A 23,931-nucleotide genomic window follows, 5' to 3' on the forward strand; every position below is an offset into this window, starting at 1 on the left:
CGCGCTGTTTACCCGGCCGGTGCCGGGGGTAACACCACGAGCAACCACCTGATGCGGTAGGTGCCGGGTCGCTTCGGCGCGAAACCGCCGGAAGGAACGACCGTGGGCGCCAAGCACCGCATGACCGAACCGGCTGAGCAAAGACGGCCGCCGACCGATCGGGGTGCGCATCGCGCGGTGGCCGCTGCCGCGGCGGCATGTGACATCGTCGTCGCCGCGTTGCTGTGCGCGGCGACCCTAACGGCGTTGCTCTTCACCGCGGCCCCCGAAAAGCCAACGGTAGTGGGGACTTTGGAACCGGCGCCGGTCTCCCAGCCGGTGCGGCAGCAGGGGACGATCGTCGCCGTGTCGGCGGACTCGGTCACCGCGCGCAGCGCCAACGGGTACACCCAGACCTATCTGTTCACCCCGAACACCGCGCTGATCACTCGTGGCGGCAGCCAACACGCCGCGGCCACTTCACATTTCGCGGTCAACGACCGGGTCGACATCGTCGGTACGATCCGCAACGGCACCGCGCTGGCCACCGCGGTGGCCGACCGTGACATGTCCAACGGCTCCGGGCCGCCGATGGATTACCCTGCCACACAACCGGTTACCGCCGAGCCCGCCGGCGCGCAGCGCTAGCCGCCGATCAGATGCGCGCTGCCGTCGGCTAAGTCGTCGCGACGCAAGCCCATCGGCGTGGCGGCGGGTACATCGCCGCTGGCGACCACGGCCCGGGTGATCGGGGTGAGCGCCTGGAACAGCGCCTCCACCTCGTCGTCGCCGAGCGCGTCGAGCGCCGACAGGGCGAGCGCATCGGTGCGCGACTCGATGTCGTCCTTAAGCTCCCGGCCTCGCGCGGTCAGCGATCCGTCGTCGTCGAGCAGCCCGCGCTCGGCCAGGCGTTGTTCGTGGTGACGCCACGCCGCTTCGTCGTAGTCGCGGGTGCGGGCGATGTAGTCGCGCCCGATTCGGCCGGCCGCGGCGTGCAGCAAGTTGGATTCCCGCCCCGAGATGCCGGCGGCGGCCAGGGCGGCCACGTGCGCGTCGCCGCGCTGCTCGCGCAGCAGCGTGGTCGCGTGCCACAGCGCGGCCAGCGGATCCTCCGGCCAGGGCAGCGCCAGGTTCGCGGCGAACAGCGGTCGTCCGTCCAGCGGCGCTCGCCGCGCCGCCTTGCCCGCCAATTCGGCTGCGACGGCGACGTTGTCGTCCGCGGTGATGCCGTAGCGGCGCAGCGCCGCCACCGCGGATTCCTGCCGGGCGCGCAGCGCGGCGTCGGGACCGGCGATCTCCCACGCCGCGGGCAGCGCCTTGGCGACTCGCTCGGGGGCGAAGTTATAGAAGACCGCGGTCACCAGCTCGCGCGGCACGGTGCCCAGGGGCGCCGACCGCGCGGCGAAGTAGCCCATCCAGAAGCCTCGATAACCCAGGGCGTCCAGCGCCGCCCGCGCTTCCGGCGCGAAGTACGTGACGGCGTGCACCGGCTCGTACCGATCGAAAAACCGCCGCGCCAATTCCGGTTCTCTGCGCACGCTCGCCACGGCTCACTGGCCTTTCAGGCTGCCGATGCGAAGCGAAAAATCGGTGCGCCGGGGCGGCGGGGCGTCCTCCACGCTTTCGACGTAGCCCTCCGGGTCGCGGTCGACGATCGGCAACCCCTCGGTGGTGGGATGCTCGGCCATGAACTCGCTGTATTGGCGCCCGAGCGCCTCACGAAGGCCGATCGGGGCGCTGCGGCGAAAGTCCGGCAACCCGTCGCGTTCCTCCTCGCTCATATGCTCGTCGTTGGCGGAACGGGTTCGGTCGACCGCCGCCCACCACTCGTCGGCGCCGACCGGGGCCGCGTCGGCGTCGCGCACCCCGTCGCGAATGTCGTTGTGGTCACCGATTGCATCGAGCGTCTCGCCCTCGGGATCGTCGGTGCCGCGCTTGAGCAGTTGTGGGTAGAAGATCTTCTCCTCGATGTAGGCGTGTACGTCGAGCTTCTCGGCGAGCGGGCGCCATACGCGCTCGAGCGCGGCGTCGTCGACCGGTGGCTTGGCCCGCAGCGAGTCCAGGCGGGCGAACTGCTCGCGAAACCAGTCATGGTCGGCCCGGATCAGGACGGTGATGTCAGCCATGCGCGTCAGTGTTCTCGGTGCGGTGTGGGGCTTTGCGCGGACCCCCATTTCGACGCGAGCGATCTCGTGACCGTGGTGCCGGGCGCCAGGTCGAGCTGGAAGGTTTCGCCCCCGTCGGCTTCGAGGGTGACCAGGTATCGGTCGTCGGTGCGGTCCTTGAACACCACCTTGCACGGCTGTGCGCCGGCGCCGCGGTCGACGGCGATGATGTCGCCGGGCGTGACGTCGTCGATTCGGTCGTTGCCGGAGATTTCAGTCATGCCTCGACGGTAGCCGATGCCCGACGGCACCGGCGGCAAACCCGGGCCCGCCCGGGCGGGCGGTCAATCCCCTTGCCGCGCCGCCTGATCCGGGATGAACTGAGGTTATTTGGTCGTCAGCTGTGCCAGTAGCTCGTGGCACCGGTGCGCCCGCTTGGAATCCTCGGCCATGACGTCCTCGAAGAACGAGGCGACGTCGTCGAGGCCCGCGTTCTTCGCGTCGCGCACGTACTGTCCGTAGTCGTGTCCGGCCTTCAGCGAGTGGTACTGCACCGAAACAAGGTCGTATGCCACGTCGTCGAAGCCGGTTTCCCCCGTCGCCATTGCAATCCTCCCTCTACTCCATACCGATGTACGTCCGGGGAGGCCTACCCGCACGCACCGCGGCTAAACGGGCGGCGGCGGCACGCGGCGTTCGAGGATCGCCAGCGCGCGCTTGGCCCACCGAATGTTCTCTTCCTCGAACGAAATTCCGCGCAGCAGCGTCAGGTAGGGACCCACGCGCTCGGTCTGGGCCAGGTAGTCGTCTTCACCGCGGCCGTCGAGCATGCGAGCCCGCATCCTCTCGTAGCGTTGCAGCTTGGCCTTCGCCCATTGCAGGCGCTCGACCATGAACTCGCGGACGGCTCGGGCGTCGCCCGCGTCGGCGGCCAGCACCTTGACCGCAAGCTCGTCGCGGATCACCGACGGTTTGGGCGCCGTCGCGGTGAACCGCCGGATCGCCGCGTAGCCGGCATCGGTCAGCGAGAACATGCGTTTGTTCGGCCGGCGTTCCTGATGCACGACCCGCGCCTGGATGAGGCCCTCGTCGGCGAGCCGGTCGAGTTCGCGATACAGCTGCTGCGGGGTGGCCATCCAGAAGTTCGCTACCGAGGCGTCGAAGCCCTTGGCCAGGTCATACCCGGAGGCCTCGCCCTCGAGCAGGGCGGCCAGCACGGCGTCACGCAGCGACACCGCGCCAGTATAACTATGCGAATAGACAACAAAGTGACTAATCGCACATCGACATATCACCCGGGCAGGCCCTAGCGTCAATCAGACCTACTCAACAAGTTGGCTATTGCGAGGTGTCCGGTGAGTACAAAGCATCCTTTCCGCCAAGCGGTCGAGGCCCGCGACGAGGCCGCTATCCAGGCGATGCTGGCCGACACCGTGGTGTTCACCAGCCCGGTGGCGTTCAAGCCCTACGTCGGCAAGCCGATCACCGCGGCGATCCTGCGCGGTGTGATGCGGGTGTTCGAGGACTTTCGCTACGTCCGTGAGATCGCCAACCCCGGCGGGCGCGACCACGCGCTGGTATTCGAGACCTGCATATCCGGGGTGCCGGGCGTGACGCTCACCGGGTGCGACTTCCTGCACTTCGACGACGACGGCCTGATCGACGACTTCATGGTGATGGTGCGGCCGTTGTCGGGGGCCAAGGCCCTGGCGGAGGCGATGGGCGCCCAGTTCGACCGCATCCAACAAGAGGCCGTCGAGCTCGCCGGCCAGTTCGCGGGCGCCTGAGATGCGGATCGGGTTGGGCATCAACTACGCCGGCGGGTTCAAGGAGGTCGCCGCCGAAGTGGCCGACCTGGAACGCGCGGGGCTCGACATTGTCTTTGTCCCCGAGGCGTATTCGTTCGACGCGGTGAGCGCCCTGGGCTACCTGGCCGCGAGCACGGAGCGGGTCGAGCTGGCCTCGGGCATCCTGCAGCTCTACACCCGCACGCCGACCCTGACCGCGATGACCGCCGCCGGACTCGACTACGTCTCCGACGGCCGGTTCACGCTGGGACTGGGCGCCTCCGGGCCCCAGGTCATCGAGGGTTTCCACGGGGTGCCCTACGACGCGCCGATCGGGCGCACCCGCGAAGTCATCGACATCTGCCGTGCGGTGTGGCGACGCGAGACGCTGCAACATCAGGGCAAGCACTACACGATCCCGTCGCCCGCCGAGCGGGGCACCGGGCTGGGCAAGCCGCTCAAACTGATCAATCGGCCGGTGCGGGAACGCATCCCGATACTGGTGGCCGCCCTGGGACCCAAGAATGTCGAGCTGGCCGCCGAGGTCGCCGAGGGCTGGCAGCCGATCTTCTATCTGCCGGAGAAGGCGCGCGACGTCTGGGGGCAGGCGCTGGCGGCCGGCCAGGCAAAGCGCGACCCCGCGCTGGGAAAGCTCGAAGTGTATGCTGGCCCGGTCCTGGCCATCGGCGAAAACGTCGAGCCCCTACGCGAATTCGTCAAACCGCACCTGGCGCTCTACATCGGCGGGATGGGCGCCAAGGGCAAGAACTTCTATCACACGCTGGCCACCAAGTACGGCTACGGCCCTCAAGCCGACCGGATTCAGGAGCTCTACCTGGCCGGCGACAAGGACGGCGCGGCCAAGGTCGTGCCCGACGAACTCGTGCGCGACGTCAACTTGATCGGCTCCCGCGAGTTCGTCAGGGAACGCTTGGCGGCGTTCCGGGAGGCGGGCGTCACCACCCTGAACGTGGCACCCATCGCGGGCACGCCCGCCGAGCGCATCAAGTTGATCGAGGCGCTGCGCCAGCTGCTTTGACCGCACCGCCGCAAACCGCGTCGAGGTTTGAAATGGGCCCGATTGGGTGAACTGATACCACTACCGCGACCCAGGAGGGCAAATGATGAAGCGAATCGCCGTGGCCACGATCGCGACCGCCGCGCTGCTGTCCGGCGCGTGTTCGGCCTCACAGGTGATCAACACCGGTGGCGACACCAAGTGCAAGGACTTCACCACGCAGGACGAGAAGAAGCAGAACGACGAGATCAGCAAGATGCTCAAGGACAAGAGCGGCTCCGACCCGACCAACGTCGAGATCACGGCCACCCGGCTGTCGGCGATGACGTACTGCCAGACGGTGGGCAAGCCGGACACCAAGATCTCCGAGGCACCCCACGGCTGACCCCGCTTCGCCGAGCGTGCAGTCAGGGCGAGAATCTAGCGGCGGATTCAAGGTTTTGTCGCCCTGGTTGCACGTTCGGCGAGGCGCCAGGCGCGATCGCCGAGACGACTCGCGGTGAAGCGGGTTTCGGGTCAACGCGATCAATATTCTTGCGCCGCGATACCCGCGCGGAAATGATGACAGCGAATTTCCCGCGCCGGACTTCAGGGGTTGCTCCCAGAAAGGTAGCTCGTGAGCGCCCTTTCTACCGAGACGATTCCGTTGACCGCTGCCCGGACCGCGGAAATCGAGCCGAGACCGAAACGCGGCCGAATCCTGTTGCCGGCCATACCGTTGGCGCTGCTCGGCTTCGCCCTGTTCGTCGGTAGCTGGTATCTGACCGTCGATGTGCTGCAGCTGCCGAGGTTTCGGGGCATCCCCGGCCCGACCGAGGTGATCCGCGAATGGCTCAGCCCGAATCCGTCCTACGGCACGTCGCTGTTCACCGCGTCCTACTACGAGCACATCTGGGCAAGCGTTAGGCGGGTGGCCATCGCCTTCACCGCGGCGCTGTGCACCGGGATCCCGCTCGGCCTGCTGCTGGGCTGGGCGCCGCGATTTCGCCAGTATGCGTTTCCGGTCTTCGAGCTGATACGCCCCATCCCCATCCTGGCGTGGGTCCCGTTGGCAATGCTGATGTTTCACACCCGGGAAGGGTCCGTCATCTTCCTGACGTACCTCGCCGCGTTCTACGCGGTCACGTTGAACACGTTGCTCGGGGTCCATTCCATCGACAAGAACCTGATCCGGGCGGCGCAGTGCCTGGGCGCCGGCCCCACGGTGGTGCTGCGCACCGTGGTGATTCCGGGCGCGTTGCCGTACATCTTCACCGGCCTGCAGATCGGCATGGGGGTCGCGTGGTTCTCACTGGTCGCCGGCGAGATGATCGCCGGTCAGTTCGGCCTCGGGTATCTGATCAACGCCTCGTACACGACGACCCGTTACCCGACGATCGTGATCGCGATGATCACGCTCGGCCTGGTCGGCTTCGCCAGCAGCGCGCTGATCCGCGTGGTCGGCAATCGCCTGATGGCGTACCGGGCGCGGAGCATTCGATCATGAGCGGCGGCAACGTCATCCTGGATGCCGTCGGCAAGGCGTACCGGACCAGGGGCACCCCGGTCGTCGCGGTGCAGGATTTCAGCCTCGACATCGCGGCCGGTGAACTTCACGTCATCGTCGGGCCGTCGGGATGCGGCAAGAGCACCCTTCTCGCGGCGATCGCCGGATTCACCGACATCACCTCGGGACGCATCGACCTGGACGGTCACTTGCTCTGCGACCGAGGCCGGCCCACCGCGGGGATAGGTCCCGACCGGGTCGTCGCGTTCCAGGACAGCACACTGTTTCCGTGGTTCACCGTCGCCGAGAATGTCGGCTACGGCCTCGCGGCGCAGGGGCGGGTAAACCGCCGTGACGCCGCGGGCATCGCGCTGCAGCGCCTCCGGGGGGCCGGGCTGGGCGACATCGCGGACAGCTACCCGGGCGAGCTGTCCAGCGGCGTGCAGCGCCGCGTCGAGATCCTGCGCGCGCTGGTGATGGAGCCGGCTGTCCTGCTGCTCGACGAGCCGTTCCGCGGAATGGACGCCATCTCGCGGTCCTCGATGCACGACGCGCTGCTGCAGCTCTACGACAACTCCACCGTCACAGTGCTTTTCATCACCCACGATATCGAGGAGGCCGTCTATCTCGGCAGTCGCGTCACCGTCATGACCACCCGGCCCGGTCGAGTCAAGACCACGATCGACATCGACCTCGCGCGCCCCAGGGTTCGTCGGTTGGTCACCGCGCCACGGTTCCGCGAACTCGTCGGCCAGGTGTCCGAGTCCGTCCGCGACGAGGCCAAGCGCGCTTTCGACGCGGGTGAGCGGGAACTGGTGCGATGACGACGCTGCGCAGACGAACCGACGAGGTGGACACGACCCCGCTCAAGCGCGGCGCGATCGGCATTGTCCTGTTCGCGGCGGCCTGGCAAATCGCCACCCGGCTGGACGACTGGACCGGCATCGCCGTCCCGCTGATCGGGCAGCTGCCGCCCCCGTCGGCCGTCGTCGTCGACTTCCTGAAACTTGCTGGCAGCCCCGGATATTGGAGCAGCTGGTCGCTGTCCTTCCAACGGGTACTGGCCGGCTTCGCGGTGGCGCTATTGGTGGGCGGCGCGCTGGGACTGTTGATGGCCACCCGCCCCTGGTTCAAACGCGTGGTCTTCCCGGTGTTCGAATCCCTGCGGCCGATCCCGCCACTTGCCTGGGTGCCGATCGCGATCATCTTCTGGCCGACCCAGGAGCTGTCGATCACGTTCGTCACCTTTCTCGGCGCGCTGTTTCCCATCGTGCTGAACACCGTCGACGGTGTGCGGGAGATCGACCACCGCCACGTGCTGGCCGCGCGATCGATGGGTGCGAGCCGATCGTGTATCTTCCGGCGCGTCCTGTTGCCCGCGCTGCTGCCTTCGCTGGTGACCGGGGCGGCGGTCGGAATGGGCATCACCTGGGAGGTCGTCGTCGCCGCCGAACTGATCTCCGGCGGCGGCCAGCAGTCGGGCGGCGGCGGCCTGGGGTTCCTCGTCTGGAATGCCTACCAGGGCAACAACTTACCGCGGGTCGTCGTGGCGATGGTCAGCCTCGGCATCGCCGGCTACCTCTCCAGCGGGTTGGTGCGGTGGCTGGGAAATCGGCTGATGCCGTGGCGGCGCGTGGCATCATGAGCGACAGTCGCGCCGGAACGGTCCTCTTTGACCGCGTCTCCCTCGAGGTCCGCACGGGCCGGGAGATCGTGCAGGTCGTCGACGACTGTTCGTTCGGCCTGGCGCCCGGTGAGATCGTCGCGATGATCGGCCCGTCGGGCGGCGGCAAGACCACCATCGGCTACCTGCTGGCCGGCTACCACCGGCCCTCGAGCGGTCTCGTCGCGGTCGACGGCCGGGAGGTGAATGGTCCTTCGGCCGAACGCCTGCTGCTCTTTCAAGAGAACGCGTTGATGCCGTGGCTGACGACCGTCGAGAACGTCATGTTCGGGCCGCGCGCCCGCAGCGAGGGCGGCGCGGCAGCGCGCCGGCGCGCGGACGCCATCTTGTTCCGGGTGGGACTGGCGGACTTCGCCGACCGGTATCCGGGCGAGCTCTCGGGGGGCATGCGCCGGCGCGCCGAACTGGCCCGCGCCCTGATCAACGAGCCGTCGGTGCTGGTGCTCGACGAGCCATTTCGGGGTTTGGATGCGATGACCCGCGAACTGATGCAGGAGTACACGGCCGAACTTCTCGCCGAACAGCGGCGGACCGTCCTGTTCATCACCACGGATGTCGACGAGGCCCTGCTGCTCGCCGACCGCTTGCTGGTGATGACCGGACGGCCCGCCCGGGTGCGCGACGAGTTCGCCATCACGCTGCCCCGCCCGCGGCGGCGCCTCGACGTGCTCAATGACGAACGCCTGCAACGCATCAAGGAGCGCGCGGTGGAACTGCTGCGCGCCCCGACACCCCAACACCGCTGACGACAGAAAGACGCCGATGCGACTGAAAAACACGCTCGCCGTTGCCGTGACGACGATGCTGGCCGCCGTGGGCTGCGCCGCGGTCGGCCACATCGGGGGCAACGACATCGTCTCGAGCGGCGGAGCCGTGCACCTCACCGTCGGCTACCAGCCGTACTACACGGAGGCCTGGTCCGGAGTGGTCATGCGGGCCAAGGAATTCTGGAAGAAATACCTGCCCAGCGGCTCGACGGTGGACTTCCAGGTCGGGCTCCAGGGGTCGATCGTGGTGAGCCAGCTGCTGGCCGGCAAGCAACAGATCGGGTACGTCGGCGACATGCCCTCGATCGTCGGGGTGAGCAAACGAAGCGCGCGCGACCTGCGGATCGTGGCGACGCTCGGGCTCTCCGAAGACCAGTGCGGCGTCTTCCTGGTGCGACCGGACGCGCCGAACTTCGCGAATCAACGCGACGCCCTGGCCTGGTTCAACGGCAAGACCGTCGCCACCCCGCAAGGCAGCTGCACCGATCGCATCGCGCAGGCGACGTTCGATGCGCTGGGCGTCAAACCCGCGGCCTACCTCAACCAGAGCATCGAAGTGATCACCTCCAGTTTCCAGAACCACACCATCGATGCCGCCATCGTGTGGGAACCCGTGCCGTCCAAGCTGATCAACTCCGGGTTGGCGAAACGCGTTGCGAGCGGCGCGATCACCGGCCAGCACGACGGAGGATTCCTGGTGATGGACAAGGAGTTCACCGACAAGCACCCGGACATCGCCAAGAGCTGGCTGAAAGCGGAGCTGGATGCGCAGCGTTTTCTCGCCGACCCGGCGAACGCCGACGAGATCACGCGGATCGCGCAGAGCCAGACCGAGGGCTACTCGCCGGCCGACCTGCGGGACTCGCTCTACCGCAGGTGGCCCGTCAAGCAGGGCGGCAGCCCCGACGGGATCCGGCTGCGGCTGCCGTTCGCGCCGATCGGTGAAAGCGCCGACCTGATCAAGGCGGCCACCGACTTTCTCTACCGCATCAAGGCCATCCCGACCGCCACGTTGCCCGACGGCGCGGTCCAACCGGATGCGGCCGGCGCGGTGCTGCGCGAGGCGGGAGCCAGCGCGGCGGTCGGCGTCGGATTCGTCAAGGCGCAATAGGGCGCGACCGCACCTAGATTCGCGTCAGCTCGTCCGGTGGCTCGCCGCTCAGCGCGGCGTCGGCGAGCAACTCGCCCAGCAGGGGCCCGAACTTCATCAGGTTGCTGCCCACGAACGCGACGACGCGGCCGCGCCGCGCCACCGTCCAGCCGTCGCCGCCGGAGTCCAGCCACGGGGCGCGAACCGAGAAGCAGTCCACCCGGTCCACCGGCGAAAGCGACGGGAACAGCGCGCGCACCGCCGCGGGGTCGGGCACCTCCTGCCCGAACGCCCAGCGGCCCGTGCTGCCGAGCGGCAACCCGTAGCCCTCGGGCGCGGCGAGGCACGCGGCGCCGGCCGCGGTGTCTGCGGCGCCCTCGTAGGTGAAGCGGGTGTGCGGGACGAACTCGACGCCGAGCGGCCCGAACAGGGCCGGCGTCCGGACACCCGCGCAGATCAGCACGCGGTCCGCGCGCACGATCGTGCCGCCCGCGAGCGTGGTCGCGCCGTCGTCGGCGACCGAAACGACCTCGCCCGCAACGATATCGACCCGGCGTGCCAGGGCGTCGAGCGCGCGGCGGATGCGCAGGCTGCCGCCCAGCGGATCGAACACCGCGGTTTCCCATGGCGCGACGACGAAGGGAATGCGGGCGGTGATCCCCGAGCGGTCGAGCCACGAGAAGTCGGCGCCGGCGGCCGACATTGCCGCGGCGGTGCTTTCGGGGTCACCCGCGGCGACGAAGCCCTCGGTGCCGAGCAGGCGCCCGGCCCCCAGTTCGGCCTCCCAGCGCAGCCAGCCGTCGCGGGCCCGCGTCGCCAGCCGGCACAGCGCCGGGCGCCGGTGCGCGATGCGGAAGATGCGTGCCAGCCCGGCGGACAGCTCGCCGAACGGCCGGCCGCGCTCGAGCACCATCGCACGCTCGCCCCGGCGCGACAGCTCGTAGGCGGCCGCAAGGCCGCAGATACCCGCCCCGACGATCAAGATCATCAGAAGAAGAACCCCGCGTGCGGCGCCTCGGGCACCGCGAAAAGGCGATCGGCGACGGCGAGCGCCGCGGCGTCGTCGGCCCGGGCCAGCCCGCCGACTGCGAGGTTGTGCCACGTCGTGCCGCCGAGCAGGACCGCGCCCAGCCCCTCGACGCCGGTGTGCAACCGGGCGGGCCGGTCCGTCGGTTCGGCGCCGTCGGCGCCGATGGTGAAGGTGCCCGAATTGTCCGGCAGGAGTGGGTCATCGACGGCGATCGTCACCGCGCCGTCGCCGGCATATCCGCGCGCCGCCAACGCTTTTCGCGCGTCGACGACGCGGAGCCACGTTTCGTCGTGCACCGCGGTGACCCGCGCGGCCCGCCGATCGACGAGCAGCCAGGGCAGCGGGTCGTCGAGGGGCAGCATCCAGAACACCACGCGGTCGATGAGATCGAGACCGAGCAAGAAACGCAGCAGCCCCAGGTAGGCGTCCGCGGTGGGGGCGAAGAAGTCCTCGACCGCGATGGCGCGCTGGTCGCTGACGAACCACGCGTCGGTGTCGACGGGGCGGTAACGGACGAATCCGGACTCGGCTCCGGGCTCGCCGTGCACCGCGACATACGCAGGGCCCGGGGAGGATTCGGCGCGCATCCGCACGGCCTGCCACCACGCCTGCGGGCGGTCGATGGTTCCCGGGCGGGACGGACGATTGTCGGCGTAGACGCGCGGCAGGACGTCCCACGCCTCGCCCACGTCGAGCAGGCGCACCGGACCGCCGGCGCCGACCCCGGGGCGCAGCGTCGCCCGCGCCGTCCGGACCTCCACGGTCTGCGACGAGCTCGCCACGCCGTAGCCGTAGCGCTCGTAGATGGTCGCCTCCGAGGCGCGCAGCGTCGCGACCACCTCGCCGCGGGCGCTGAAGTCGCGCAACTGGTGGCGGATCAACTCGGTGGCGATGCCTTTCCGGGTGAACGACGGCAGCACCCCGATGTGCGTCACGGCCGCGTGGCCGACGATGGCGCCGCCGGGCAGCGTCAGCCCGCTCGTCACGGCGTCGGCGGTGCCCACGAGTTGTTCCCCGACGAACGCCCCGATGGTGCGGCCCGGTTCGAGCAGCGTGCTGATCCGGCCCGGCGCCAGGTTCGACAGCGGCGGGAACCCCACCATCGCGGCGCGAAACACGTTGGCCGCGGCGACGAGCTCGTCCTCGCCGTCGAGAACGCGAATGTCGGTGCTCATGCCGCCCATCATGTCGCGTGCGGCGCGCCCGGGCTCTACCGGATCGGCAGCCCGGTCAGCGCCCGCGAAATCACCAGGCGCTGAATCTCGCTCGTGCCCTCGAAGATGGTGAAGATCTTCGCGTCGCGGTGCATCCGCTCCACGGGGTAGTCGCGGGTGTAGCCGTTGCCGCCCAGGATCTGGATGGCCTCGTCGGTGACGTAGACGGCGGTCTCGCTGGCAACGAGCTTGGCCATCGAGCCCTCGGCCGAGTCGAAGTTCTGGTTGTTGCGCGCCATCCAGCCGGCCCGCCACACCAGCATGCGGGCCGCGTCGATGCGGCTCTTCATGTCGGCCAGCTTGAACGCGATCGCCTGGAATTCGCCGATCTTGCGCCCGAATTGCTCGCGCTGGCAGGCATAGTCGAGGGCGTACTCATAGGCGGCGCGCGCCACCCCGACGGCCATCGCGCCGACCGTGGGCCTGGTGCGCTCAAAGGTTTTCATCGCGGCCTGTCCCCGCGACGAGGCGCCGGACTTGACCCGGGCGATGCGTTCCTCGAACTTCTCTCGGCCGCCCAGGATCGTGTCCTCGGGCAGCCGGACGTTGTCGAGCACCACCTCGGCGGTGTGCGACGCACGGATCCCGTGCTTTTTGAACTTCTGTCCCTGAGACAGCCCGTGGGTGTCCGGAGGGATGACGAACGTGGCCTGGCCGCGGGCGCCGAGTTCGGGATAGACCGATGCCACCACGATGTGCACGTTGGCGATGCCGCCGTTGGTCGCCCAGGTCTTGGTGCCGTTGAGGACCCATTCGCCGGCCGCCTCGTCGTAGCGGGCCCGCGTGCGGATGGCGCCGACGTCAGAACCCGCGTCCGGCTCCGACGAGCAGAACGCGCCGAGCTTGGGCTCGTCGGCCGTGCCGAACATCTCGGGAAGCCAGCGGCCCAGCTGCTCGGGAGTCCCGTTGCCCGCCAACGCCGCCGCGGCCAGCCCGGTGCCCAGGATGGACAGCGCGATGCCGGCGTCGCCCCAGAACATCTCCTCGAACGTGGTAAGGAAGCCCAAACCGCTCGGCTCGGCCGCCTGCTGCGCGAAGAAGTCAGGCGAGTACAGGCCCACCTTGGCGGCCTCCTGGATGACGGGCCACGGAGTTTCCTCGCGCTCATCCCATTCCGACGCCGCGGGGCGGATCACCTCGGCCGCAAACTTGTGCACCCAATCGCGCACCTCGATCACATCGTCGCTGAGTTGCAGTGAAAACGACACGAAAATTCTCCTGAAATAGGTTGGGAATCAATGGCTTCTGGCGTTGGTGTGCCGTGCGAGGGCACCGAGCGTCTGCTGGACCCACGCCTCGAAGTAGCGCTGGTCGTCGATGTTGCCGGGCAGGCGGCCGGTCAGGGCCTGCAGCGTCGCGGCGTAGGACAGGGACCCGATCGCGACGGCCGCGGCCGCCTCGGGATCCGGGATGCTGGTGCGACCGGAGCGATTGGACGCGGCCAGTTCGTCGGCGAACCGCTGATAGGCGTTGTCGGTGATGACCTGCCAGGTCTTCTCGTCGAGGTCGCCGAGCTCGTCGGGTTCGCGCAGCATGACCTTGAGCAGATCCTCGCTCTGGGTCAGGTTGTTCCAGATCAGCTGGCCGGCGGTGCGCACCGCCTGCTCCACGCTGCCCGGCGCCCCGGCGTCGTACTGCTCGCGGGCGGCCACGATGCTGTCGGTGCGGTGCGCGACGGCGGCCTCCAGCAGCTCCCGCTTGGACCCGAAGTGCTTGTACAGCGCGCCGGAACCCGGCGCGAGCCCGGATGCCCGCTGGATGTCCGCCACCGACGTGGCCGCGTACCCCTTGTCGGCAAACAGCTTCAACGCCGCTGCCAGGAGCCGGTCACGTCCCGAGGGCTGCATAGGTGAGAGAGTACTCACTCACCACGGCCGTGGCCAAGGGAGTGTCGCGCAGTTCACAGCCACCGGCAGCGCATGCGCGATCGACGCCGAGTGTGAACCTGCTGCGAAAAATCGCGCCGGAATTCGCCGTAATTTCACGCTCGGCGCGACGAGGCGCTCCGACATCGCGCCGATATTCGTTCGGCGCATAGCGCCTATATATCCTGAGTCCGATGTTCAAGCCGGTGACCCGTGGCGCTCGATAACCCCCTGTCCCGCCACGTGCAGCTGCCCATGCGGGTGCTGTCGTTGCGCACCATCGTCATCGTCGCCGCGCTCTCGGTGATCACCCTCGTTGTCCTGCTGGGCGCTTGGGTGTGGATCGGCGTCACCAACGACCAGTACAGCCAGCTCGACCGCCGGCTGGATTCGGTGAGCAGCCTGGGCGACATCAACACGCTGATCAACAGCGCGCAGCTGACCAACCCCGATCGCCCAATGCCGGACGGCAATTTGGTGCGCACCGCCCGCATCGGCGATGTGACCGTCTCCGTTCCCCGCAACCTCGTGCTGCCCAAACTTCCCAACGGGTATGCCAACACCACCATCGATGGTGTGCAGTACCGCGTCCGGACCTTCACCGCGGGGCCGGCCTCGATCGCGCTCGCGGCGCCGTTGGCCGAGGCGCAACACCGCATCAACCAGCTGCACCTGCGGGTGTTGCTGATCTGCGGCAGCGTCATCGGCGGCACCGTGATCGTCGGGTGGTTCATCTCGCTGATCATGGTCAACCCGTTCCTGCTGCTGGCCCAGCAGGCCCGCGCCATCAACGCGCAGTCCAGCCCCGACGAGGTCCAGGTCCGCGGCGTGCGTGAGGCCGTCGAAATCGCCGAGGCGGTCGAGGGCATGCTGGCCCGCATCGGCAACGAGCAGCAGCGCACCAAGGCGGCCCTCGAGTCGGCGCGCGATTTCGCCGCCGTCGCCTCGCATGAGCTGCGCACCCCGTTGACCGCCATGCGCACCAACCTGGAAGTGTTGTCCACCTTGGAGATTCCCGCGGAGCAACGCAAGGAGGTCATCGGCGATGTCATCCGCACCCAGAGCCGCATCGAGGCGACGCTCACGGCGCTCGAACGGCTGGCGCAGGGCGAGCTGACCACGGTCGACGACTTCGTCCCGTTCGACATCACCGAACTGCTGGATCGCGCCGCCCACGACGCGCTGCGCATCTATCCGGGGGTGGAGGTGTCGCTGGTGCCGTCGCCCACGGTGCTGATGGTCGGGCTGCCCACCGGGCTACGGCTGGTGATCGACAACGCCATCGCCAACGCGGTCAAGCATGGCAGCGCCACCGAAATCCGCCTCGCCGTGGGAAGTTCCGGCGAAGGCGTGGAAATCACGATCGACGACGACGGCACCGGGGTCCCCGAAGCCGAACGCGCGGCGGTCTTCGAACGCTTTTCGCGCGGGTCCACCGCCTCGCGCTCGGGGTCTGGGCTGGGCCTGGCGCTCGTGGCCCAGCAGGCCGAATTGCACGGCGGGACGGCGTCCCTGCACTCCAGTCCGCTCGGGGGCACGCGCCTGCTGCTGCGGCTGGCCGGCGACGGCCGCGGCCCGGCGGCCGCCTAACCTCGGCCACGGATTCGAGTGTGCGCCTACGGCTTTGAGTGTGAGCGCAGGGCGGGATCCGAGCGACTTCGCCGCCGGGGATTCACACCGGAAGCCCAGCATTCACGCCGGATCCGAATTAGCGACGCGGGCGGGACTAGGCCCTTTGTGCGTCTGGCGCTTCTAGTGTGAGCCTGCGGTTTTGAGTGTGAGCGGAGGGCGGGATCTCGGCGATTTCTCCGCCCAGGATTCACACCGAAAGCCCAGGATTCACACTGCAATCCAATCTGGCGACGGCCTGACAACTACACCGATCTCATCGAAACAAGTTGACGTTCGGAAGCTTTCGTCGGTGCGACAACACGCCGGGGACGCCCACCTGGCCAGAAGAACCAGTGCCCCAGCAGCGCCACGATGGACGGGACGACGAAGGCCCGCACCACCAGTGTGTCGATCAACAGCCCGACCGCGATGGTGGTGCCGATCTGGGCGATGCTGAGCACGCTGCTGCCCAGCAACGCCAGCATGGTGAGCCCGAACACGATGCCGGCGGTGGTGACCACGCCACCGGTGCCGCCGAACGCGCGGACGATCCCGGTCTTGATCCCCGCGGTCGCCTCGTGCTTGATCCGCAGCGCCAGCAGCAGGTTGTAGTCCGCGCCGACGGCGATGAGCGCGATGAACGCGATGGGCGCGACGGCCCAGTGCAGGTTGTGATGCAGCAGGTGCTGCCAGATCAGCACGCTCGCCCCCAGCGCCGACGCGAAGGATGCGACGACGGTCCCCACGACGACCAGCCCGGCCACCGGGCTGCGCAGCATCCCCGCGACGATCAAGAAGATCAGGACCAGCGCGGCGCCCACCAGCAACGAGGTGTCGCGCGCGACGAACCGCTGCAGGTCGGCCGTGACGGGCCCGACGCCGGCCAGATCGACGCCGGTCGGCGTCAGCGTGCCCTCCTTGGTGGCTTCCTTGACCGCCGCCCGCACCTGCGCGGCCCGCGCGGCGCCGTCGCCGCCCCACTCCTGCCCGTCGCCGTACACCAGCAGGTAGGTGGCGCGCCCGTCCGCCGACATCAGCTGCTGCAGCACCGCGTTGTACCGGGGGTCGGCGAACGCCCGCTGCGGCAGGTAGAAGCCGGCCGCGGCGCTGCCCTGGAACTGCGTGGCGATCTCGTTCAGGTAGTCGGTCAGCTGGTGCAGTCGCGGCCCGAGCGAATCGCTCAGGCCCAGCAGGTCGCGGGTGGCCGACCGCGCCTGTCCCAGCGCGTCTTTCATCGTCGCCACGGTAGCCGGTAGGCCGGCCATCGCGTTGGCGGCCGCGCTGGACCCGGTGGTCAGCTTCGCGGCGCCGTCACCGAGCCGCGTCGAGGTCTGCACGAGGGTGTCGACGGGTTGCAGCACGCGGTCGACCGTCGAACACACCGGGTTGGCGGCGCAGTCCGGGGTTCGCGCGACGAAGCCGCGCAGCGGGTCGAGGTAGCCCGACACCGTCGTGACTGTGCGTTGCACGCCGTCCATGCCGGCGCGCATGTCGTCGGCGGCCGCGGACATGTCCGCCAATCCCGAACTGCCGCCGCGCAATCCGCCGCCCAGCGCGTCCACCGCGGTTTGCGCCTGGGCGAGGGCCCCGTCGAGTTCGGCGATCCGCCCCAGCCGTTGGGCCAGCGTGTCGATGGTGTCGCCGACCTGACGGCCGAGCACGCCGGTCTGATACGTCAGCGTCGCCTGGTCGGGGACCGTGCCGTCGGGGCGGCTGGCGGACTGCACCCTGCGCACACCCGGTATCGCCATGACTCTGCGGGTGATTCGCTCGACGGCGATCAGGCCGGCCGGGTTGCGCAGGTCGTGGTCGGCCTGGACGGTGACGACGTCGGGCAGCAGCGAATTGGGCGCGAAGTGCCGGTCGCCGGCCGCGTAGCCGCGACTGGACTCCGCGGCCGACGGCGTGGCGGCGGGTTCGTTCCAGCCCACCCGCATGCCGGCCAGGGGCAACGCCACCAGCAGGGTCAACCCGCCGGCGGTGACGAGGACGGGTGCGGGCCAACGCGACACCGTGGCCCCGACGCGCCGCCAGCGCCGCGACGTCGTCGACGACCGCGGCTCGAGATACCCGCGGCCCAGCGCCAGGGCCATCAGCGCCGGCGTCAGCGTCAGCGCGGCGATCATCGTCACCAGAATCGCGATGGCACAGGGAATCCCGGCGCTGCGAAACATCCCGACCTCGGCGAAGCCCAGGCACGCCAGCGCGGCCGACACCGTCAGCGCCGAACCGATCACCACCGGCGCGACGGCACGGTAGGCCTCGAGCAGCGCCCGGTTCGGTGCCACGCCGCGGCGCCGGCCCTCGTGGTAGCGGCCGATGAGGAAGATCGCGTAGTCGGTGCTTGCGCCCAGCGTCATCGCCGCCATGAGCGCGACCGAGAACAGCGACACCTCAACCACATTGGCCTGGCCGAGCGCCGCGGTCACCGACCGGCCCAGAGCCAGGGCGATGCCCACCGACGTCAACGGGATCGCCGCGGCGACCGCGGATCGGTACACCAACAGCAGCAACACCAGGATGAGGCCGACGGTGACGGCGGTGATCGTGAGCATCTGCCGATCGATGGCGGCGAACTCGTCGACAATCGTGGCGCCGGGCCCCGTGACGAGGACGCGCAGCCCCGGGGGCGGCGCCAGTTTGGCCACGGTGGCGCGCAGCGAGTTCACCGAATCGCGGGCCTGTGAGGTGCCGAGCATTCCGGCGAGCCGCACCATCACGCTCACCGCCCGCCCGTCGGCGCTCTGGGCGCCCGCGGCGGTGGCCGGCTGCGACCACAGGTCGGTCACCGCGTACACGTGCCGACCATCCGAGCGCAGCGATGCGGTCAACGCGTCGTAGAACCGGCGGTCGGCCGGCGCGAGCCGCTGATCGCGTTCCAGCACTACGTAAACGAAGTTGTTGCTGGGCTTTTGGGCGAACAGCTCCGCGGCGCGCGCGGCGGCTACCGAACTCGCGGCGTCGGCGGGCATGAACGTGCGGGCGTGGGAGTCCACGACCCGCTCCAGTTGCGGCACCGCCACATTGGCGACGGCGGCCGCCAGGATCCACAGGCCCGCGATCAGGGCCGCATAGCGGCCGCTCAGGCGCGCGATGGCGCCCAGCCGGTCACGCAACGGTCTGCCGACCGCCGGTGGGCCCGCCGAAGAGGCCCACCGCGACGTGCTCACCGCGGATCAGCGACCGCACCCGCAGCGACCGGCGTGAGCCCAGCTGCACCAGCGCGTGCAGCCCGGGCTCGGCGGCCACGAGGTCGGCGTGCACCTGCTCGGCCGGCGCACCCTCGTGGGCCGCCTGATCCAGCTTGGCCACCAGCATGGTGATCCAGCGCTGCCCGAGCGACAGCAGCAATCCCTCCTCGTCGCCGAACAGCCGCAACACCTCGGCGGAGTTGTCGATCAACGCAAGGGCCGCCTCGGGATCGCTGTCGGCGACCTTGATGACTTCGGCCATGAAGGCCATGCGGTCGTGCAGCAGTGTCCATGTCATGACTCGACGGTAGGAAAGCGGGCGCCTCCCGCGCGTCGTGCCGAAGTGCAGTCTTTTCCTCCTACCACGGGCGGAGACCGGTGCCGCCCTTGGCATGATGTGACCGGAAGCCGGGCTCTTCTACGATTGGACGATGCCGGGTGGCGCACTGAGCTTCGTGCGGAAGCGGCTTCGCCAACGGGGTGAGCTGATTCCGCTCGAGATGCCGTGGTCGTTCGTGATCACGACCGATCTCCTCGTGGTGATCGGCGGGGTGATCTCGACTCTGCAGCGGCCCGCCGCCGATCTGCCCGCCGCACTGGTGGCGTCCTTGATCGCCGTCTTGCCGCTGCTGATGTTCTTTTTCTTCAACATGAAATTCAGCCCCACATTGATCTGGGGCTGCTGGTCGGCGGCCACCGCGACGATGTTGTTCGCGACGTCGACGCCCATACCCGCCGACTGCGCGCCGTTGCTGCTCGTGCTGATGGTCGGGGTGGTGGGCGCACAAACCAACGCCGTCGCCGGATTTCTGGCCACCGTGTCGGCGGCCGCGCTCATGCTTGCCGCCGCCGGGCTGCACCGCCTGGATGCGGTCGCGCTGTATGTCAGCATGGCCGCGGTCGGCTGGCTGGTCGGCTACCTGCTCAACACCCAGCAGGTATTGCTGGTCGAGCAGCGGCGGACGCAGGAGGCGCTGGCCGAACACGCCGCGGCCGACGAGCGGCGGCGCATCGCCCGCGAAGTTCACGACGTCATCGCCCACTCGCTGAGCATCACGCTGCTGCACGTGACCGGCGCCCGGCGGGCGCTGCAGCAGGACCGCGACGTCGACGACGCGGTCGAGGCGCTCGAACAGGCCGAGCGACTGGGCCGGCAGGCGATGGCCGACATCCGCCGCACCGTCGGCCTGCTCGACAGCTCACCGTCCAGATCGGCGCACACCACGCCCGAACCCGGCGTCGACGACATCGGCGTCCTGGTCACGGATTTCGCGCGGGCCGGCCTCGACGTCACCCTGCGTGGCGACGGACCCACCGAACGCGTCTCCGCCGCGGTCGGCCTGGCGCTATATCGCATCACCCAGGAATCGCTGACCAACATCGCCAAACACGCGCCGCATTCGAAATCCACCGTGACACTCGATGTTTCGGCGACAATGGCGAGCCTCGTCGTCGACAATCGCATGCCGGTCGTGGTGGCTGCCGCGCCTTCCGCGGAGGGGCGCGGCCTGCGCGGCATGCGCCAGCGGGTGGAGTTGCTGGGTGGGGTCATCGATGCCGGCCCCACCCGCGACGGCTGGTCGGTGCGCGCCGACATCCCGCTCGACGAGGGTGAGTCGGGATGGCGGCCGGCCTGGTGCAAGCTGTGATCGACCCATCGGCCGAGATCGCAGTGCTGCTGGTCGATGACCAGGACCTGGTTCGGTCCGGGCTGCGCCGAATCCTGCGCCGCAAGGACGGTTTCGTCGTCGTCGCCGAATGCGCCGACGGCGACGAGGTGCCCGCGGCGGTGGCCGAGCACCGGCCCGATGTCGTGGTGATGGACCTGCGGATGCGACGCGTCGACGGTATCGAGGCCACCCGCAGGCTGGCCGGTGGGCCGCCGGTGCTGGCGCTGACGACGTTCAACGAGGACGAGTTGCTGTCCGGTGCGCTGCGGGCCGGCGCGGCCGGATTCGTGCTCAAGGACTCCTCGGCCGAGGAGCTGATCCGCGCCGTGCGGGCGGTCGCCAGGGGCGACAGCTACCTGGATCCCGCGGTCACCTCGCGCGTGCTGACCACCTACCGCAAGTCCGCCCCCGGCCCCGTCGAACAACGGGGCAACGAGATCGCGCAGCTCACCGCCCGCGAGCTCGACGTGTTGACACTGATCGGAAAAGGCTTGTCCAACACCGAGATCGCCGACGAGCTGTGCATCTCGGGCGTCACGGTCAAAAGCCACATCGGCCGCATCTTCGGAAAGCTCGGCCTGCGCGACCGCGCCGCGGCGATCGTCTACGCCTACGACAACGGGGTCGTCGCCCCGCGCTGATCGCTACTGCGGCGCCGCCACGGAGATCGACTTGAGGACCGTGTAGCCGTCGATCCCCTCGGCGCCGAGCTCGCGCCCGTATCCGCTGCCCTTGACGCCGCCGAAGGGCGCGAACGGATCCATGGTGTAGCCCTGATTGACCCCGAAGGTTCCGGTGCGAACGCGCCCGGCGATGCCGACCCCACGCCCGTGATCGGCGGTGAACACCGATCCGGCCAGCCCGAAGTCGGAATCGTTGGCGATCGCGACGGCCTCGTCCTCGTCGCGGTAGGCGATGGCGGTCAGCACCGGGCCGAAGATCTCCTCGCGGGCGATGCGCATGGCGTTGTCGGCGTCGGCGAACAACGTCGGCCGCACATACCAGCCGCTGTCGATGCCGTCGGGCAGGTCGGCGCCGCCAGTGACGACGCGGGCCCCCTCGCGCCGGCCCTCGGCGATGTAGCCGCGGACGCGCTCTTGCTGGCGCCGGGCGACCAGCGGCCCGAGCTGCGTCGCCGGATCGGCCGGGTCGCCGATGCGCAGCGACTCCATCTCGGTGGCCAGCGCGTCGACGAACTCGGCGCTTCGGCTGGCGGGCAGCAGGATTCGCGTCAGCGCGTTGCAGATCTGGCCGCAGTTGGACAGGCTCGCCGACCGGATGGCGGTGGCGACCCCCGCGGGGTCGGCGTCGTCGAGCACGATCGCCGCGGACTTGCCGCCGAGTTCCAGGCTGACCCGCTTGAGGTCGGCCGCACACGCCGCCGCGACCGCCTTGCCCGCGGTGGTCGAGCCGGTGAACGACACCTTGTCCACGCCGGGGTGGCGGATCAGCCGCTCGCCGACGGCCGCGTCGCCGGGCAGCACGCTGACCACGCCGGCCGGAAGTTCGGCCTCGTGCAGCAGCTCGGCGAGCAGCAGCGCGTCGAGGGGAGACTCCGGGGCCGGCTTCACGACGACGCAGCATCCGGCCAGCAGCGCCGGGATCAGCTTGGTGACGATGAGGAACTGCGGCATGTTCCAGGGGACGATCGCGGCGACCACGCCGACCGGTTCGCGGCGGATGTCGAGGTCGGCTCCGTAGAAACCGGGGCGCGTCTCCCGCCACGGGAAGCGTTCGGCAAGATCGCAGAACGCGGACATCATCATCGCCGGCAGCCCGACCTGGGCGCGCTGGGCGAAGCTGATGGGCGCACCGATTTCGGCGGTGATGAGCTCGGCCATCTGGGAGCGTTGTGCCCCATAGAGTTTCGCGAGCCGCCGCACGGCTTCGATGCGGTGGGCGGGGTCCAGGCGGGGCCAGGGTCCCTCGTCGAAGGCCGTGCGCGCGCTCGCGACAGCGGCGTCCACGTCGGCGGGGCCCGCCGCGGCTACCTCGGCGATGGGCGACTCGGTGTGCGGCGAAATCACCTCGATGGTGTCGCCGCTGCCGGGTGAGGACCACGTCCCACCGATGAATAGGGCGTCATGTCGGCGCACTTCGGATCCTCCTCAGGACAGCAATATCAACTACTTGCGATTGTGGTGTAGAGCATATACGGTCGGCAGATATGCCCCGCTTCCCCAAGCCGCCCGAAGGCAGCTGGACCCAGCACTATCCCGATCTCGGCACCGGGCCGGTGTCCTATCAGGATTCGATCAGCCCCGAGGTCTACGAGCTGGAGCGCGCGGCGATCTTCAAGCGCGCATGGCTGAATGTTGGCCGCGTGGAAAGCCTTCCACGCAAGGGCAGCTATTTCACCAAGGAACTCAAGGTCGCCAACACGTCGATCATCGTGGTGCGCAACACCCAGGGTGAGGTCAAGGCGTTCCACAACATCTGCCGGCACCGCGGCAACAAGCTGGTGTGGAACGACATGCCGCTCGAGGAGACGAGCGGCGTGTGCCGGCAGTTCACCTGCAAATACCACGCCTGGCGCTACGACCTGGACGGCAAGCTGACCTTCGTGCAGCAGGAGAACGAGTTCTTCGACCTCGACAAGGACCGCTACGGGCTGGTGCCGGTGCACTGCGACGTGTGGGAGGGGTTCATCTTCGTCAACTTCGCGCCGCAGCCCGAGCAGTCGCTGCGCGAATTCCTCGGGCCGATGATCACCGACCTGGAGGGTTATCCGTTCGGCCAGATGACATCCCGGTGGCTGTACCGCTCGGAGGTGAACGCCAACTGGAAGCTCTACATGGACGCGTTCCAGGAGTTCTACCACGCGCCGGTGTTGCACGCGAACCAGTCACCGACCACCTACTCCAAGGCCGCGGCCGAAGCGGGTTTCGAGGCGCCGCACTACCGCATCGAGGGCCCGCACCGCCTGGTCAGCACGTCCGGAATCCGGGCCTGGGAAATGGACGCCGAGATGCGCAAGCCCATGGAGGACATCTGCCAAAGCGGACTGTTCGGGCCATGGGACAAACCGGATCTCGGCGAGCTGCCCCCGGGGATCAACCCGGCCAAGTGCGACCCCTGGGGCCTGGACTCGTTCCAGCTGTTTCCGAACTTCGTCGTCCTGTTCTGGGGCCAGGGCTGGTATTTGACCTACCACTACTGGCCGACGTCGTACAACACCCACGTCTTCGAGGGGACGCTGTATTTCCCCCAGCCCCGCACGCCGCGTGAGCGGATCGCCCAGGAACTCGCCGCGGTGACGTTCAAGGAATACGGGTTGCAGGACGCCAACACGCTGGAGGCCACTCAGGGCATGATCGAGTCCGGCGTGGTGCGCGAATTCCTGCTCAACGACCAGGAGATACTGATCCGCCACCTGCACAAGGAGACCGCCGGCTGGATCGCCGACTACCAGAGCCAGACGGCGGGGGTGTAGC

25 protein-coding genes are annotated in these 23,931 nt (G+C 69.0%); 13 read left to right on the plus strand and 12 right to left on the minus strand.

Going from position 1 to position 23,931, the window contains the following annotated elements; all coding sequences use genetic code 11:
• Window positions 1-120: 120 nt before the first annotated feature.
• Window positions 121-627, plus strand: coding sequence for a hypothetical protein (locus tag AC5Y4Z_RS15255; protein WP_499965287.1), 507 nt, complete (start codon window positions 121-123; stop codon window positions 625-627).
• Here AC5Y4Z_RS15255 and AC5Y4Z_RS15260 read toward each other — a convergent pair.
• The 5 genes from AC5Y4Z_RS15260 to AC5Y4Z_RS15280 all read right to left on the minus strand — a co-directional run bounded on the left by AC5Y4Z_RS15260 (window position 624) and on the right by AC5Y4Z_RS15280 (window position 3,319).
• Window positions 624-1,517: an SCO6745 family protein gene (locus AC5Y4Z_RS15260; RefSeq protein WP_499965289.1), complete on the minus strand. Its 894-nt coding sequence runs from the start codon at window positions 1,515-1,517 to the stop codon at window positions 624-626. The genes AC5Y4Z_RS15255 and AC5Y4Z_RS15260 overlap by 4 nt on opposite strands.
• Before the next feature lie 12 nt (window positions 1,518-1,529).
• Window positions 1,530-2,105 (minus strand): hemerythrin domain-containing protein, encoded by a 576-nt coding sequence (locus AC5Y4Z_RS15265; RefSeq protein ID WP_499965291.1) that lies wholly within the window; start codon window positions 2,103-2,105, stop codon window positions 1,530-1,532.
• A gap of 5 nt (window positions 2,106-2,110) precedes the next feature.
• On the minus strand, window positions 2,111-2,365 hold the full coding sequence (locus AC5Y4Z_RS15270; protein ID WP_499965293.1) for a hypothetical protein: 255 nt from the start codon (window positions 2,363-2,365) through the stop codon (window positions 2,111-2,113).
• A 105-nt stretch (window positions 2,366-2,470) separates the two neighbouring features.
• The gene (locus AC5Y4Z_RS15275) at window positions 2,471-2,689 is read right to left on the minus strand and encodes an acyl carrier protein (RefSeq protein WP_499965295.1); all 219 of its coding nucleotides are present in this window, start codon (window positions 2,687-2,689) and stop codon (window positions 2,471-2,473) included.
• A 63-nt stretch (window positions 2,690-2,752) separates the two neighbouring features.
• Window positions 2,753-3,319: a PadR family transcriptional regulator gene (locus AC5Y4Z_RS15280; RefSeq protein WP_499965296.1), complete on the minus strand. Its 567-nt coding sequence runs from the start codon at window positions 3,317-3,319 to the stop codon at window positions 2,753-2,755.
• A gap of 183 nt (window positions 3,320-3,502) precedes the next feature.
• Between AC5Y4Z_RS15280 and AC5Y4Z_RS15285 the strand changes: the two genes are divergently transcribed.
• The 8 genes from AC5Y4Z_RS15285 to AC5Y4Z_RS15320 all read left to right on the plus strand — a co-directional run bounded on the left by AC5Y4Z_RS15285 (window position 3,503) and on the right by AC5Y4Z_RS15320 (window position 9,937).
• Entirely contained in the window at window positions 3,503-3,871 is a 369-nt protein-coding gene (locus tag AC5Y4Z_RS15285; RefSeq protein WP_499965508.1) for a nuclear transport factor 2 family protein, read from the plus strand.
• Between the two features lies 1 nt (window position 3,872).
• Entirely contained in the window at window positions 3,873-4,910 is a 1,038-nt protein-coding gene (locus AC5Y4Z_RS15290; protein ID WP_499965297.1) for an LLM class F420-dependent oxidoreductase, read from the plus strand.
• Between the two features lie 82 nt (window positions 4,911-4,992).
• On the plus strand, window positions 4,993-5,274 hold the full coding sequence (locus tag AC5Y4Z_RS15295) for a hypothetical protein (RefSeq protein WP_499965298.1): 282 nt from the start codon (window positions 4,993-4,995) through the stop codon (window positions 5,272-5,274).
• 231 nt (window positions 5,275-5,505) lie between these two features.
• Window positions 5,506-6,375, plus strand: coding sequence for an ABC transporter permease (locus AC5Y4Z_RS15300; RefSeq protein WP_499965299.1), 870 nt, complete (start codon window positions 5,506-5,508; stop codon window positions 6,373-6,375).
• Entirely contained in the window at window positions 6,372-7,199 is an 828-nt protein-coding gene (locus AC5Y4Z_RS15305; RefSeq protein WP_499965300.1) for an ABC transporter ATP-binding protein, read from the plus strand. The genes AC5Y4Z_RS15300 and AC5Y4Z_RS15305 overlap by 4 nt, the downstream gene beginning before the upstream one ends.
• Window positions 7,196-8,020, plus strand: coding sequence for an ABC transporter permease (locus AC5Y4Z_RS15310; protein ID WP_499965301.1), 825 nt, complete (start codon window positions 7,196-7,198; stop codon window positions 8,018-8,020). The genes AC5Y4Z_RS15305 and AC5Y4Z_RS15310 overlap by 4 nt, the downstream gene beginning before the upstream one ends.
• Complete coding sequence (locus tag AC5Y4Z_RS15315) at window positions 8,017-8,805, plus strand: ABC transporter ATP-binding protein (protein WP_499965302.1); 789 nt, start codon at window positions 8,017-8,019, stop codon at window positions 8,803-8,805. Before AC5Y4Z_RS15310 ends, AC5Y4Z_RS15315 begins: the two co-directional genes overlap by 4 nt.
• Window positions 8,806-8,821: 16 nt before the next feature.
• Window positions 8,822-9,937 (plus strand): ABC transporter substrate-binding protein, encoded by a 1,116-nt coding sequence (locus AC5Y4Z_RS15320; protein WP_499965303.1) that lies wholly within the window; start codon window positions 8,822-8,824, stop codon window positions 9,935-9,937.
• A 13-nt stretch (window positions 9,938-9,950) separates the two neighbouring features.
• Here AC5Y4Z_RS15320 and AC5Y4Z_RS15325 read toward each other — a convergent pair whose 3' ends face one another.
• The 4 genes from AC5Y4Z_RS15325 to AC5Y4Z_RS15340 are packed head-to-tail and all read right to left on the minus strand — an operon-like array spanning window position 9,951 to window position 14,007.
• A complete protein-coding gene (locus AC5Y4Z_RS15325) occupies window positions 9,951-10,904 on the minus strand; it encodes an NAD(P)/FAD-dependent oxidoreductase (RefSeq protein ID WP_499965304.1) in 954 nt (317 codons plus the stop codon).
• Entirely contained in the window at window positions 10,904-12,121 is a 1,218-nt protein-coding gene (locus tag AC5Y4Z_RS15330) for a GNAT family N-acetyltransferase (protein WP_499965305.1), read from the minus strand. Before AC5Y4Z_RS15330 ends, AC5Y4Z_RS15325 begins: the two co-directional genes overlap by 1 nt.
• A gap of 35 nt (window positions 12,122-12,156) precedes the next feature.
• Window positions 12,157-13,368: an acyl-CoA dehydrogenase family protein gene (locus AC5Y4Z_RS15335; protein WP_499965306.1), complete on the minus strand. Its 1,212-nt coding sequence runs from the start codon at window positions 13,366-13,368 to the stop codon at window positions 12,157-12,159.
• Window positions 13,369-13,395: 27 nt separating this feature from the next.
• Complete coding sequence (locus tag AC5Y4Z_RS15340) at window positions 13,396-14,007, minus strand: TetR/AcrR family transcriptional regulator (RefSeq protein WP_499965307.1); 612 nt, start codon at window positions 14,005-14,007, stop codon at window positions 13,396-13,398.
• A 273-nt stretch (window positions 14,008-14,280) separates the two neighbouring features.
• Between AC5Y4Z_RS15340 and AC5Y4Z_RS15345 the strand changes: the two genes are divergently transcribed.
• Complete coding sequence (locus AC5Y4Z_RS15345) at window positions 14,281-15,615, plus strand: sensor histidine kinase (RefSeq protein ID WP_499965509.1); 1,335 nt, start codon at window positions 14,281-14,283, stop codon at window positions 15,613-15,615.
• A 284-nt stretch (window positions 15,616-15,899) separates the two neighbouring features.
• Here the strand turns inward: AC5Y4Z_RS15345 and AC5Y4Z_RS15350 are convergent, their stop codons facing one another.
• A complete protein-coding gene (locus AC5Y4Z_RS15350; protein ID WP_499965308.1) occupies window positions 15,900-18,752 on the minus strand; it encodes an MMPL/RND family transporter in 2,853 nt (950 codons plus the stop codon).
• Window positions 18,745-19,125 carry a hypothetical protein gene (locus AC5Y4Z_RS15355; RefSeq protein ID WP_499965309.1) on the minus strand — a complete coding sequence of 127 codons (381 nt, stop codon included), beginning with the start codon at window positions 19,123-19,125 and terminating at the stop codon, window positions 18,745-18,747. The genes AC5Y4Z_RS15350 and AC5Y4Z_RS15355 overlap by 8 nt, the downstream gene beginning before the upstream one ends.
• A gap of 133 nt (window positions 19,126-19,258) precedes the next feature.
• On the opposite strand from AC5Y4Z_RS15355, the gene AC5Y4Z_RS15360 reads away from it, so the two are divergent.
• Window positions 19,259-20,476, plus strand: coding sequence for a sensor histidine kinase (locus tag AC5Y4Z_RS15360; RefSeq protein ID WP_499965310.1), 1,218 nt, complete (start codon window positions 19,259-19,261; stop codon window positions 20,474-20,476).
• On the plus strand, window positions 20,473-21,138 hold the full coding sequence (locus AC5Y4Z_RS15365; protein WP_499965510.1) for a response regulator transcription factor: 666 nt from the start codon (window positions 20,473-20,475) through the stop codon (window positions 21,136-21,138). Before AC5Y4Z_RS15360 ends, AC5Y4Z_RS15365 begins: the two co-directional genes overlap by 4 nt.
• A 3-nt stretch (window positions 21,139-21,141) precedes the next feature.
• Here AC5Y4Z_RS15365 and AC5Y4Z_RS15370 read toward each other — a convergent pair whose 3' ends face one another.
• Window positions 21,142-22,593, minus strand: a complete 1,452-nt coding sequence (locus tag AC5Y4Z_RS15370; RefSeq protein WP_499965311.1) for an aldehyde dehydrogenase — start codon at window positions 22,591-22,593, stop codon at window positions 21,142-21,144.
• A gap of 71 nt (window positions 22,594-22,664) precedes the next feature.
• On the opposite strand from AC5Y4Z_RS15370, the gene AC5Y4Z_RS15375 reads away from it, so the two are divergent.
• Complete coding sequence (locus tag AC5Y4Z_RS15375) at window positions 22,665-23,930, plus strand: aromatic ring-hydroxylating oxygenase subunit alpha (protein ID WP_499965312.1); 1,266 nt, start codon at window positions 22,665-22,667, stop codon at window positions 23,928-23,930.
• The last annotated feature ends 1 nt before the right edge of the window (window position 23,931 follow it).

The sequence above is a fragment of the Mycobacterium sp. NGS63 genome (genome assembly GCF_059812295.1).

Excerpts from the sequence above, each read along its gene's own strand:
- AC5Y4Z_RS15255 (WP_499965287.1), top strand. The coding sequence starts at position 121 with ATGACCGAACCGGCTGAGCAAAGACGGCCGCCGACCGATCGGGGTGCG.
- AC5Y4Z_RS15265 (WP_499965291.1), bottom strand. The coding sequence starts at position 2,105 with ATGGCTGACATCACCGTCCTGATCCGGGCCGACCATGACTGGTTTCGC.
- AC5Y4Z_RS15270 (WP_499965293.1), bottom strand. The coding sequence starts at position 2,365 with ATGACTGAAATCTCCGGCAACGACCGAATCGACGACGTCACGCCCGGC.
- AC5Y4Z_RS15275 (WP_499965295.1), bottom strand. The coding sequence starts at position 2,689 with ATGGCGACGGGGGAAACCGGCTTCGACGACGTGGCATACGACCTTGTT.
- AC5Y4Z_RS15285 (WP_499965508.1), top strand. The coding sequence starts at position 3,503 with ATGCTGGCCGACACCGTGGTGTTCACCAGCCCGGTGGCGTTCAAGCCC.
- AC5Y4Z_RS15290 (WP_499965297.1), top strand. The coding sequence starts at position 3,873 with ATGCGGATCGGGTTGGGCATCAACTACGCCGGCGGGTTCAAGGAGGTC.
- AC5Y4Z_RS15295 (WP_499965298.1), top strand. The coding sequence starts at position 4,993 with ATGATGAAGCGAATCGCCGTGGCCACGATCGCGACCGCCGCGCTGCTG.
- AC5Y4Z_RS15305 (WP_499965300.1), top strand. The coding sequence starts at position 6,372 with ATGAGCGGCGGCAACGTCATCCTGGATGCCGTCGGCAAGGCGTACCGG.
- AC5Y4Z_RS15310 (WP_499965301.1), top strand. The coding sequence starts at position 7,196 with ATGACGACGCTGCGCAGACGAACCGACGAGGTGGACACGACCCCGCTC.
- AC5Y4Z_RS15315 (WP_499965302.1), top strand. The coding sequence starts at position 8,017 with ATGAGCGACAGTCGCGCCGGAACGGTCCTCTTTGACCGCGTCTCCCTC.
- AC5Y4Z_RS15320 (WP_499965303.1), top strand. The coding sequence starts at position 8,822 with ATGCGACTGAAAAACACGCTCGCCGTTGCCGTGACGACGATGCTGGCC.
- AC5Y4Z_RS15325 (WP_499965304.1), bottom strand. The coding sequence starts at position 10,904 with ATGATCTTGATCGTCGGGGCGGGTATCTGCGGCCTTGCGGCCGCCTAC.
- AC5Y4Z_RS15330 (WP_499965305.1), bottom strand. The coding sequence starts at position 12,121 with ATGAGCACCGACATTCGCGTTCTCGACGGCGAGGACGAGCTCGTCGCC.
- AC5Y4Z_RS15340 (WP_499965307.1), bottom strand. The coding sequence starts at position 14,007 with ATGCAGCCCTCGGGACGTGACCGGCTCCTGGCAGCGGCGTTGAAGCTG.
- AC5Y4Z_RS15345 (WP_499965509.1), top strand. The coding sequence starts at position 14,281 with ATGCGGGTGCTGTCGTTGCGCACCATCGTCATCGTCGCCGCGCTCTCG.
- AC5Y4Z_RS15355 (WP_499965309.1), bottom strand. The coding sequence starts at position 19,125 with ATGACATGGACACTGCTGCACGACCGCATGGCCTTCATGGCCGAAGTC.
- AC5Y4Z_RS15360 (WP_499965310.1), top strand. The coding sequence starts at position 19,259 with ATGCCGGGTGGCGCACTGAGCTTCGTGCGGAAGCGGCTTCGCCAACGG.
- AC5Y4Z_RS15375 (WP_499965312.1), top strand. The coding sequence starts at position 22,665 with ATGCCCCGCTTCCCCAAGCCGCCCGAAGGCAGCTGGACCCAGCACTAT.